The following is an 11,268-nucleotide window of genomic DNA, read 5'->3' on the forward strand; positions in this document are numbered from 1 at the left end:
CGGAGTATTATGCTGTTGATAAAGGAACCAAAAAAGAAGTTTTATTTAGCTCGAAAGCAGAACGTGATTTATTTATTAAGGCTGGTTCACACGAAAATGCTAGAGATGAAAAAGTAGCTTCAATGCCTGGAGAAATTTATCGTAACTACTCTATTTTATTAGCAGAAAAAGGACAACTTGACAAAGCGTTATCTGAAATTCAAGAAGCTAGAAAACAATATCCGAATGATGCTGACTTCGTATTGATTGAAGCCGATTTCTATAACCGAAAAGGTGACACCCAGAACTATGTTCGTATTTTAAAAGAAGCTTCAGTAAAAGCTCCAAACGACGCCGATTTGATTTATAATCTAGGGGTGGCGAATTTAAAAATGAATAAAACGGATGAGGCAACGAAGTATTTTAATAAAACAATTGAAATTAAGCCTGATTATGTGAATGCCTATATCAACTTAGCAAATATTAAGGTTGACGAGCAAGCTGCCATTTTTGAAGAAATGAATAGCTTAGGAAATACGCAAGCGGATAATAAAAAATATAATTTATTGATGGAAAAAAAGAATAAATTGTTAGTAGAGGCTATACCTTATTTGGAAACAGCTTTAAAATACAAACCTAATAATTTAGATATTTTGAACCTAATGACGCAAATTTATCCAACGTTGGGTATGGATGCAAAATACAAAGAAACAAAGGACAAGATTGACGAAATCAATGCCAATAAATAAAAAAAATCCCGATGAAAATCGGGATTTTTTTTTAGATAATTTTTTTTATCACTCTGAGTTTATGCGTATGCCGATTGGTTTCTGCATTATAAATACCCAAATGATCAAGTCTGTCAATGCGAACTTTTCCGCTGGCATGAATGATATAATTGTCATTCATAATGATACCTACATGAATAATTTTTCCTTCTTCATTATCAAAAAAAGCTAAATCACCCGGCTCACTCTCTTCAATAAAACTTAAAGCTTCTCCTTGCATTGCTTGTTGTGAAGCATCTCGTAAAATTTTATATCCGTTAAGTTTATAAACCATTTGTGTAAAGCCAGAACAATCAATTCCAAAAGGTGTTTTTCCTCCCCATAAATAAGGAGAATTTAAATACAAAAAAGCGGTTTTGAGTAGTTCAGATTTGGGCTTTATACCCGTCACTTTTAGTCCTTCAAATTTATATGCCATGGTATTGATTCGTTCTGATTCTAAAAAACTTAAAGAGGCTCCTAAAGGAATTGGAATTAATACATTAGCCTCATTTGAAATATATTCGATTAAATCATTATTTAAAATTTCAGCATTATTAGAAATTTCTTCAAAATCTACTTCACTTATGAGCTGACATTGTTTTGCGTCTATCCATCCTTCGTAAGCATCAAAATGCAATCGAATTTTAAACCATTGTTTTTGTTGTTCTATAATATGAAAATGTTCTCCAAATAAAACTTGCGAGACTTGTTCGCTTCGGTCATTTGGTTCATTTCGCAACGGGATAATGGCTAGGTTACAAATTCCGTACATGGATTAGGGCTTTAATTCAAATTGGTTACGCTTTTTCAATAACTATTGCAGAAGCACCACCACCACCATTACAAATAGCTGCTGCTCCAATTTTGGCATTATTTTGTTTTAAAACGTTTATCAAAGTAACTATAATTCTAACTCCTGAGCAACCTAGTGGATGGCCTAACGATACAGCACCACCGTTCACATTTATTTTAGATTCATCTAAACCTAAAATTTGGGCATTGGCTAAACCAACGACAGCAAACGCTTCGTTAAATTCAAAATAATCAACGTTTTCAATTGAAACGCCCGCTTTTGCTAACGCTTTCGGTAAAGCTTTGGCAGGAGCAGTAGTAAACCATTTTGGTTCATGGGCTGCATCGGCATAACCTGTAATATAGGCCAAAGGTTTTAAGCCCAATGCAGTTGCTTTTTCTTCGCTCATGATGACCATAGCAGCTGCACCATCATTAATGGTAGAAGCATTAGCGGCAGTGACCGATCCGTCTTTTGTAAAAACAGGATTCAAAGTCGGGATTTTATCTAATTTTACATTCGTAAATTCTTCGTCTTTTGAAATGATGATTGGCTCACCTCTACGTTGCGGAACAGCAACAGGAACAATTTCTTCGTCAAATTTACCTTCAGACCAAGCTTTGGCTGAACGTTCATAGGATTGTATAGCAAAAGCATCTTGCGTCTCTCGTGAGATATGATATTCTGTTGCACACAAATCGGCACAAACGCCCATGGCATTATTATCATACGCGTCCACTAAACCATCTTTTTGCATGCCGTCAACCATAGAAGCAGGGCCGAATTTATATCCATTTCTCAAATGAATGTAGTGTGGAATCAAACTCATGTTTTCCATACCTCCAGCAACAACTACTTCTGCATCTCCACTTTGAATGGCTTGTGCTGCAAACATGACGGCCTTCATTCCAGAAGCACAAACTTTATTTACGGTTGTACAAGGAACTGTGTTAGGTAGTCCTGCTAAAATAGCAGCTTGCCGAGCAGGAGCTTGACCAACGCCAGCCTGCACTACATTTCCCATGAATACTTCATCAACTAGTGTTGGGTCTAACTTGATTTTATTTAAAGCACCTTGAATGGCTATTGCTCCTAGTTGTGGAGCAGAAACGGTAGATAATCCACCCATAAAGCTTCCTATTGGAGTTCTTACTGCAGAAACTATAACTATTTTTTTAGTATTCATAACCGAAAATGTATTTGTTTATTAAGTGGCGAATTTAACCAATTTTCGGCTATTTTTTAGACAAAAATGTAAATTTTCATTTTTTTTTATGTTTTTATTTATTCTAATTACTGTCATTTAAATACTTTTCAAATAAAAAAAAGAACATTCTTTTTAAAGCTATATCATTGACTTTGAACTCTATTTTACAATTAATGAAAAAATTATCAAAAAAAGGACATAAATAGTTGTAAAGTATAGAATGAAATCTTAGATTTGCAACCGCAAAAAAGCTAAGTTCTTTGCAGAATCAGGAGAGGTGCCGGAGTGGTAACGGAGCAGATTGCTAATCTGTCGACGGGTAACTGTCGCCAGGGTTCGAGTCCCTGTCTCTCCGCTTTTTTTCGGGGTGTAGCGTAGCCCGGTTATCGCGCCTGCTTTGGGAGCAGGAGGCCGCAGGTTCGAATCCTGCCACCCCGACGATAGGTTTTAAAGCCTTGTCAATGGCCCAGTAGCTCAGCTGGATAGAGCAACTGCCTTCTAAGCAGTAGGTCTCAGGTTCGAATCCTGACTGGGTCACGAATTACGCCTATTTATAGGCTTTTACAACGGTTTTAGTTAACTATTAGTTAACTACTTTTAAAACACTCTATTTTTAGGGTGTTTTTTATTTATACACGTGTGAACAGATAGTGGGATATTTTTTTAATTCATAATTACACACGCAATGAGATAGGGAAATATCAATTTGAAAGTTAAATTTAATTCTACAAAATGTAACTTTAATATTCTTAATTTTTTTGTTTACGTTGTGAATGCCCAAAAATCTTTATTTATAATTGTTTTTAGTAATAATGTAAATTTTCTTTCATACGTGTACAATGTTCGTAATTAAATTAACATCATTAATGTTATAGTGATTCAGTCTAATTAATTTATAGTTTTCTTTGAAGTGGGTCTGTCATTAACATTATAAAAGGAATTTGTGTATCTCTTTTTTTTAATTCATTGAGTAGTTCGCTTTTAGTAATATCGCTTTTTGAGTAAGTTATAATACAGATTTTTAGTGCCTTTTCTACAATCTGAATAATGTTGTTTATGTCTAAGTCTGTAGTTTCGATAAAAGAAAAAAGTTCCTGTTCGTTATTAATAAAAATTTTCATTAGTATTTGTTATCAAGTTCATTAACGATTTGCCTAACCTCATCTGGTTTCACAATTGTAACTGTTATTGGCTGGAATTGTGATTGTGTTGATTCTACTGCAATTTCCTGTTGCTTTGGTAATATGTAAGGTAAAAGTTTTATAATTGCATCTAAACGCTCCTTTGGGTTTAAGTCTTCCAATAGGTGTTGTAAATTATCAAGTTCATTTGATACAATTTTTTGAAGTATCGCTTTTGTTTCAGCGGTTGTTTTGTTTACTGTTCCAGCGGTTCGTCCACCTGTTTTTATGCCTTTTGCCATTTGTCTAAAATCCTCTACTATAGATAAAACAAATGTAATAATATATTTTGATAGTTTTATATTATAGTTTATATTTGTTGAGGTTTACGCATTGCCTGTGTATTACTATTTTGAACAAAAAAAGGCGTTCCGTTTGGTTCGCCTTTCGTTATTAATGAGTTAATTAAAATTTATCTATTCAATTTTAAATCTTTTGAAATTGGCTCAATGCCCTCAATTTGAATAGTAAGAGTTTTAAAACCCTTAGCGTAAAATAAATAATTATATTGCTCCAATAGGTTTTTGCCTAATTCTTGTTTTTGTTTTTTGGAAGTTTTAATACCTCTCCAATATTTCTCTGTAATAGTTATTACAACTTCAAAACATTCATTGATACATTCATAATACATTAAGTCATTGTTACCTAATAAAACAAATGTTTGTTTATTTGTTTCATCAATATAACTTTTTCTTTCATCTATTTCAGATGATTGAGAATAGACAATAGTACTTAAAAATAAATTAAATAATAATAACACTTTTTTCATATTTTCCAATAGTTTTTTTTACCAGTCATTTTCAACATCTTTATTTAAACCCAAAATATAGTTTTTTAAACTTTCATTTATTCCATTAAAAAGAAATTCAACATCTTTTGGAAAGTCTTTTGTGAATTTTTTTAGTTCTCCTTTTTTGTCGAAATATATTTCTGTATTATTAAAATCAAAATTACTTTTTACTGTTGGATTATCAGGATTTAATGAACTCAATTCAATCGGGTCAATCTTATACTTATTGTCTTTAAAACTTATCTCAATAATATAATTTGCATCCGAACAAACTTTAACACCCATACTATTTGCACAGGTATAAGATTTACTGTAACCGTTGATTCTTATCTTTTCGTTTACTATGGTCATTTTAATAACCTCATCTGGGTTATTATAATTTTCTTTAATCCAATTTAAAGTTTTAGTATAAATTTCAGTTGCTTTTAAATCCGGAATTTCAGTTACTAAAAAGTCAGTAAAACCATCCTTTGTGAACTCAAATTTTGTAGATTGAGAGAATGAATTAAAAAAAACTGTAAAAAGTAAAAGAGTAAATAAATGTTTCATTTTTTAGTTTGATTAAAATTACCAGTCTTCATTGGTTCGTTTTTTTATTGTGAACAAATCTAAATAATGTTTATTCAATGCTTCGGTAATATCAAAACCCATTAATTTAGCTTTCATAGTGCCATTATTTTTAATCATAATATCTTCAAAAGATACTAAATCATCTGGCATTGATGAAATGCCACCTAAATCAAAAGAAACCTGCATTGGAATAATTTTAATATTGAAAACTGTTACTCTGTATCTACCTTGTTTTTCTTCAATTTTAAATTCAGCTATTTGTTCACGCAAATTCTTATCATTAAAATTTGTTCGCTTCAACTTTCCTGTAGTATCTGTCAAAAATTCTAACTTTAAATTTTGTTTAATATTTGCCAAATCCAATGAATCATTATAAACCCATTGCCAAATAATAGTCTTGTCTTCAATTTTAAAATTAGGGTTTTGACTAAAACCAATAAATGGCAATAGAAACATTAAAAAAATATATTTCATTTTTTTCATTTTTTAATTTTTCAAATATAAGCAATTCAAAATATTCATTTTTACGGATTCCCGCAATTGATGTTTTTTATTTCATTTCCATAACTATCAATCAAATCAAAAGTTTCAATTAACAGCCTTATTTCGGGCGTGTGCTGTTCAATTTTATAAACGATTTTTTCAGTTTCAGTATAATTATTTACGGGTTTATTTTCGGTTAAATTTTGATCGATTTTGCTTTTGTTTTTTTCAATTATAAAAACGTCTGCAAAGTCTGTTCCGTCCTCAAAGTCTGTTTGCTCCAGCCAATCATTTATAACAATTTTAAAACCGATTTCGTTTAGTTCAATTGCCTTTTTTAGCCAGTCATTATATTCGCTTTTGTCAGGAAACGCAATAATTTTAAAATTTTTAATTGGCTTCAAAGTTTCAAATTTAAAACCGCCTTTCATTCCAGTAGCAACCCAAATATAGTTGGGTTTAAAAATACTCATTATAACTGCTGTTTTTTCGCTCTCAACTACTGCAATAGTTTTTTGGTTGCTTTCGTTTATCAGGTGCAAACCAAATAAACATTGATTAATAACAAAATCATTTAATTTCAAAACAGCACGTACACTACTTATAAACGCTTTACCGTTAACTTGCTTTTGTCGTTTACCAGTTTCAGGATTGAATAACATTATTTTGCCGTGCCTTACTTTTTCAAAATTATCAATTTGCCAAAAAACAGTTGCACCGTTCCAAATTTTTGAAGTACCGATTAAGTATTTTAAAATAGCTTCTTTAACCTCATCATCTGAAAATATAGATTTCAGGAATTGAATAAAATTATTTTGTTTATAATTTCGTCCGCTTAGACTTACTAAACTATAATCGTGAAAAGTCGGTTCAGGCGGTGCAATGTACTTCACTTCAAAAGTGTTGTTAAATTCGCCTTTGGGTGTGCTGTGATAACTGCAATTTGTTTCACGGTCACAACGTCCAAACTCATCATTTAAGTAGCTTCCTGTTTCCGTTTCAATGTATTTAACAAAGGTTCGTTTATTGCACTTTGGACAAGCAAACTTCTTACTACTTTTATCTAAACTGTATTTATATTGTTTCAAGGTTTAAAGGTTTAAACCTGTTTAACTAAACCTTATCATCAGAGGTTTAAAGGTTTAAAAGCATATATAATGCTTTAAACCTAAACCGATAAACCTTGATAATAAAGTAATGATTAAACCGATTGAGTTAAAAGATAACGGCTTCGCTGTACGCTCCAAGTTTATAAGGCTTTCCTTTTGATTCCTGTATTAACCAATTTTGATTTTTACAATACGTCAATAGTTCTTTGGCTCTATTTATACCAATTGTGTTTTTAAATTGTTTTTTGTACGCTAAACCTAACTGTATAACCAAATCACTATATGTGAATGATTCGCCTTTGCTGTATATTTCGGTTAATAGTTGGAATTGTTTAAAGTCTTCCAATTCCGTTACATCAAACTTATTTTTTTTGGTTTCGGTTCTTATTTCAAAATTATCAGCACTAATTGGTAAACCAAATTCGTTAATTTCAAAAGCGAAAACTTCGGGTTCAAAGTTTCTACATTGCAAAGGTGTTACTATTGAAATATTGCTTTCGGCTTCGGCTTTCGCAACCTCCAAAACCGTTTCCGCTTTGTTGATTAATTCTGTTCCAATATGTCCACGTGCATTGGTATCGCTTTTGTTTTGATGCAATACAGTTACTATGTGAATGTTTAGTTCTTCACTCCATTTCATTAGCTTACTTACTATCATAGTCGCCTGTTCTTCATCATTGATTGAAGTAACCAAATCTTTTATTCCATCGATAACTACAAAACCAATTTTGTCATTGCTATGAATTTCGGTTTCAATAAAATTTAAACGTTCGGACGGTGTTAAACTTCTTAAAAAGTAAGTATGTAAATTTTTCGGTTCGGGTTGGTTCGTCTGTTTGCATATTCGCTTAACAGCTAACTGTACGTGATATTTGCCCTGTTCGGTATCAAAGTATAGTACTTCGCTTTTATCGTTCGGCAAATCGCTTATAAATCGCTCCAGTATTAAATCTTTACTTAATGCGGTTGAGATTGCAATATTTACATAAAACGATTTTCGTGCCTTTGCTTTACCAATGATTAAACTAAAATTTCCAAGTGTTCCCAAAATAGCATTGCCATCTGTTTTGGTGTTTGCTAAACTCCACGCAATTTGAGGCGGTGGGATTGTTTCATTTACATCAATTTTATATTTCAGTCGTTTTGTTTTATGCTGTTCAATTCGTTCGATTAAAATTAAATTTTGCCGTTCCTGAAATTCCTGTTCTGTTATGTATCGATGTTCATCATCAATCCAAATCATTTTTTCTTTTATTGGTTCGCTATTCATAGCGGAATCAATAACGTTACTTAAATCGTTCAATCCTTTGCCCTTAATCATAACCAAAGTATTTAGAATTAAACAAAAAACTATTGGTTGTCAGTAGGTGTGCATATTTGCCTGTGAATTGACAAATAGCTTTTTTTCGTGATTGTTGAAGTTTGCCATCAATTTCAAACATTCGTTTTCGTCTGCACATTGAATCAATGTTTAAATCAAATGCTTTGCAAATTGCTTTTTTTGTTGCTGGTTGTACCTTTAACGCTTTGTAGAAAATGGTTGTTTCAGGTAGTGTTTTAAAGGTTTCATATTCACTAATGTAAAACTTCAATACGCTTGTTCTAATGAAGTTAATGTACTGCTGTGCCTGTCTATTACTCTTTTTCATAATTAGTGATTTAGAGGTTTAACAGCTTCCAGTACTTCACTTCTTTTATACAAAACACGGTTACCAATGCCGTACGATTTTAAACGTCCGCTTTTAGTGTGTTTCCAAAGTGATGTTTTGTTGAAATTTAACATTTTGCAAACCTCATCACGCGTTAACAAATCGTTTTCGGGCGTTTGTTCAAAATCTTTTTTAAATTCTTTTAACTGCTCCGTAAATACTTGCGAAATAAGTTTAACAAGTTGCTCTTCAGTTAAATTTTGAAGTATGATTGAATTATTTAACATCTGTTTTCAAATTAGAGGTTAAACAATCAATTTCATTTGCGTTAAATAAGAAAAAACGCTTTTGGGTGTTAATTGGTTTTAACCTCCCGTTTTTAACCATTCGTGAAATGGTCATTTTACTAACTTGTAGCTTGTTTGCTACTTCTTTTGTGCATAAATACATAATTATTAAGATTGCACAAAAAAAACCTAAATGTTAAAGTTTTATTTTTATATCAAAACTTTGTTATAATTATATACTTTTGTAAAGTGAAAACGGTACTAAATTGTTATCACTACTGAATTAATAAAAATTGGAGTTTTTATTAATCGAACAAAAGATTAAAACTCGTATTGTAAACAGTGCGGGTTTTCTTTGTTTGTTATGGTTACAAATATACCATGTTCTATGCGTAACTACAATTTTACTTATTAACAAGTATCGTGCATATTTTCTTTTTTAAAATCCGTGCAAAAACCCCCGAAAAGATTAATATTAAAGTGAATTTTTGATTTATCAAAGAAGGTTTTATTTTACTTCTTTATTCCTTTTGTTAATATACACGGTTGCTGTTTTTACTCATTAGTTCCTGTATTATGCACTACTTCTAAAGTTGAGGTTTTAACCTTTGGTGCTAATTTACTGAAATATTCTACCATTTGAAATGCGTTATCGTAGGTAGTTTTCCCAATATAGTTAAGAAATACTTTTTCTGTACCGTGAGCGGTTATATTCATCAATACGGGTGTTGGAATACGTCCGTAAAAATTAGTAGCAAATGAACGACGGCAAACGTGCGAGGTTATCATTTCATATTTCGGAAATGTTCCAATAGTATTTGGTTTACTGCTTTTTTCTTTTTTACGTCCGTTTATAGGTTCGTTTATTCCAGCTTCCTGACAAACGTCTTTTATATATTCATTGAATCGGGGCAAAGATAATTTATAAGGCAAACCGCTTTCGATTATTTCAAGTGCTTCAGGTAGTAATGGTATTGCAACCAATTTGCCTGTTTTCTGTTGTTTCAATTCAATTATTTTCATTCCGTTGATGTCCTTTATGTTTTTGGCTGTAATGTTCAATAAATCGCCTCCACGTTGTCCGATTAAGCAACCTAATAAAAGCCATTTACGGGCGTTTATTAGTGCTTCACGAATAAGTTTTGCGTTTTTAATTAGTTCCTGTTCGTCTTCACTTAAATAAATAATTTGTTCGGGTGCTTTGGGTTCTGCAAGTCCTTTAATGCTTTTAAATTGTGATGAGGTTTCTATTCCGTTTTTTTCTGCATCAAAACAAATCGTTTTCAAGTTTGCAATATTTTTACCTACATAGTTAATGGAATATTTTTGATTGAATAACCAGTTTTTATAGTCTTCAGCAAATTTCAAATTGATGTCTTTTATCAAAATACTTTTGCCTTTTTGTGTTTCAGCTTCATACCGTTCAATTGTTGTACTAAATAATTTGATATTGTTAACACGTCCAGCACTCAATCCTGTACCTTTTTTTCCGTTTGGCTTGTAGGGTGCTTCATCAATATACTTTTGAATATAATTAGTTAACACGTCCAATTCAATAGTTGGAATTTTATTATTAAATAAGTCAATTTGTAGTTGTAGCCAGTCGGCTGTAATGGTTTCGCCTTTACTTACTGAATCATTATAAGAATCAGTTATGAAAGTTGCTAATTTGTCAAGTTTTGATTTTAGATTCTTTTCTGAATCATGCGTTTGTATTGGTTGTCCGTTTGGAATACTCCATTTTGTCGCATTTATGATAAAACCCGTTTTGCGTTTATAAACTTGACTTCGATTGATTGAAAATTGAATATAAATATTCGATGTTTCGCTTTTACTTTGAATTAAGAATTTTGCACTTGCCATTTTTTTGCCTTTTTATTTTGAACAAATCAAAGATACAAAATAATAATGATTTAGTTAACTATTAGTTAACCAAAAGTGTATTTGAATGAATTTAGGTAATATGTTTTGAAATTGATACTTTGTAAACCCTTTAATTTACTGTATTTTATTTGATATTGAATTTCGTGTGAATACATGGGTTTTGCCCCTGACTGGGTCACGGAAACCATCTGATATTCAGGTGGTTTTTTGGTTTTACTGCATACTTTGATTTATAAAAAAAAAGGCTGCCATTGCTGGCAACCTCTTTTAAAAAACACGAACAACTTAGTTTTTAACAAATTTTTGAGTGTACTGACGTCCATCGATTAAAGTATCAATCATATAAACTCCATTTGTTAAATTAATCACATCAATAGCTTGCGGTGTATTTGTTTTCTTTATTATTTTTCCTGAAATATCATAAATAGTAGCATCAAAAGATTCAAAACTAAATGGTATTGCTAAATTTATTTCTCCTCTTGTTGGGTTTGGATATAAGGCTAATTTATCAACATTATAATCTGCCACACTCAATGGAGCTTGTGGCAACGGAATTAATTCACCGC

15 protein-coding genes and 3 tRNA genes are annotated in these 11,268 nt (G+C 31.5%); 4 read left to right on the forward strand and 14 right to left on the reverse strand.

The window, feature by feature from the left end:
• The coding region (locus tag PHR76_RS07265) for a tetratricopeptide repeat protein (RefSeq protein WP_366143582.1) at positions 1 to 728 on the forward strand (728 nt) is incomplete at its 5' end.
• Between the two features lie 31 nt (positions 729 to 759).
• On the opposite strand, the gene PHR76_RS07270 is transcribed toward PHR76_RS07265, so the two are convergent.
• Positions 760 to 1,521 carry a C40 family peptidase gene (locus PHR76_RS07270; RefSeq protein ID WP_300060295.1) on the reverse strand — a complete coding sequence of 254 codons (762 nt, stop codon included), beginning with the start codon at positions 1,519 to 1,521 and terminating at the stop codon, positions 760 to 762.
• A gap of 25 nt (positions 1,522 to 1,546) precedes the next feature.
• The gene (locus PHR76_RS07275) at positions 1,547 to 2,728 is read right to left on the reverse strand and encodes an acetyl-CoA C-acyltransferase (protein WP_300060298.1); all 1,182 of its coding nucleotides are present in this window, start codon (positions 2,726 to 2,728) and stop codon (positions 1,547 to 1,549) included.
• 292 nt (positions 2,729 to 3,020) lie between these two features.
• Here PHR76_RS07275 and PHR76_RS07280 point away from each other — a divergent pair.
• From PHR76_RS07280 to PHR76_RS07290, 3 genes are all read left to right on the forward strand, one after another.
• Positions 3,021 to 3,104 (forward strand) — tRNA-Ser (locus PHR76_RS07280).
• Positions 3,105 to 3,112: 8 nt separating this feature from the next.
• Positions 3,113 to 3,187, forward strand: a tRNA-Pro gene (locus PHR76_RS07285).
• 25 nt (positions 3,188 to 3,212) lie between these two features.
• Positions 3,213 to 3,286: transfer RNA gene (locus tag PHR76_RS07290), tRNA-Arg, on the forward strand.
• A 356-nt stretch (positions 3,287 to 3,642) separates the two neighbouring features.
• Here PHR76_RS07290 and PHR76_RS07295 read toward each other — a convergent pair.
• The 12 genes from PHR76_RS07295 to PHR76_RS07345 all read right to left on the reverse strand — a co-directional run.
• The gene (locus PHR76_RS07295) at positions 3,643 to 3,870 is read right to left on the reverse strand and encodes a hypothetical protein (protein WP_300060301.1); all 228 of its coding nucleotides are present in this window, start codon (positions 3,868 to 3,870) and stop codon (positions 3,643 to 3,645) included.
• Positions 3,870 to 4,172, reverse strand: a complete 303-nt coding sequence (locus tag PHR76_RS07300) for a hypothetical protein (RefSeq protein WP_300060304.1) — start codon at positions 4,170 to 4,172, stop codon at positions 3,870 to 3,872. The genes PHR76_RS07295 and PHR76_RS07300 overlap by 1 nt, the downstream gene beginning before the upstream one ends.
• Positions 4,173 to 4,342: 170 nt before the next feature.
• Positions 4,343 to 4,699 carry a hypothetical protein gene (locus PHR76_RS07305; protein ID WP_300060306.1) on the reverse strand — a complete coding sequence of 119 codons (357 nt, stop codon included), beginning with the start codon at positions 4,697 to 4,699 and terminating at the stop codon, positions 4,343 to 4,345.
• Positions 4,700 to 4,717: 18 nt separating this feature from the next.
• Positions 4,718 to 5,269 (reverse strand): DUF4468 domain-containing protein, encoded by a 552-nt coding sequence (locus tag PHR76_RS07310; protein WP_300060309.1) that lies wholly within the window; start codon positions 5,267 to 5,269, stop codon positions 4,718 to 4,720.
• Between the two features lie 18 nt (positions 5,270 to 5,287).
• A complete protein-coding gene (locus PHR76_RS07315) occupies positions 5,288 to 5,773 on the reverse strand; it encodes a hypothetical protein (RefSeq protein WP_300060311.1) in 486 nt (161 codons plus the stop codon).
• 41 nt (positions 5,774 to 5,814) lie between these two features.
• The gene (locus PHR76_RS07320; RefSeq protein ID WP_300060314.1) at positions 5,815 to 6,861 is read right to left on the reverse strand and encodes a DUF6371 domain-containing protein; all 1,047 of its coding nucleotides are present in this window, start codon (positions 6,859 to 6,861) and stop codon (positions 5,815 to 5,817) included.
• 127 nt (positions 6,862 to 6,988) lie between these two features.
• Positions 6,989 to 8,203, reverse strand: a complete 1,215-nt coding sequence (locus PHR76_RS07325; RefSeq protein ID WP_300060318.1) for an AAA family ATPase — start codon at positions 8,201 to 8,203, stop codon at positions 6,989 to 6,991.
• Complete coding sequence (locus tag PHR76_RS07330; RefSeq protein WP_300060321.1) at positions 8,196 to 8,531, reverse strand: hypothetical protein; 336 nt, start codon at positions 8,529 to 8,531, stop codon at positions 8,196 to 8,198. Before PHR76_RS07330 ends, PHR76_RS07325 begins: the two co-directional genes overlap by 8 nt.
• Positions 8,532 to 8,533: 2 nt before the next feature.
• Positions 8,534 to 8,818, reverse strand: coding sequence for a helix-turn-helix domain-containing protein (locus tag PHR76_RS07335; RefSeq protein WP_300060324.1), 285 nt, complete (start codon positions 8,816 to 8,818; stop codon positions 8,534 to 8,536).
• Complete coding sequence (locus PHR76_RS13175; RefSeq protein ID WP_366143584.1) at positions 8,808 to 8,981, reverse strand: helix-turn-helix domain-containing protein; 174 nt, start codon at positions 8,979 to 8,981, stop codon at positions 8,808 to 8,810. Before PHR76_RS13175 ends, PHR76_RS07335 begins: the two co-directional genes overlap by 11 nt.
• 392 nt (positions 8,982 to 9,373) lie before the next feature.
• On the reverse strand, positions 9,374 to 10,681 hold the full coding sequence (locus PHR76_RS07340) for a phage integrase SAM-like domain-containing protein (RefSeq protein ID WP_300060327.1): 1,308 nt from the start codon (positions 10,679 to 10,681) through the stop codon (positions 9,374 to 9,376).
• A 306-nt stretch (positions 10,682 to 10,987) separates the two neighbouring features.
• A partial coding sequence (locus PHR76_RS07345; protein WP_300060330.1) for a T9SS type A sorting domain-containing protein occupies positions 10,988 to 11,268 on the reverse strand: 281 nt, incomplete at its 5' end.

Source organism: Flavobacterium sp., assembly GCF_028689845.1.
Lineage (GTDB): Bacteria > Bacteroidota > Bacteroidia > Flavobacteriales > Flavobacteriaceae > Flavobacterium.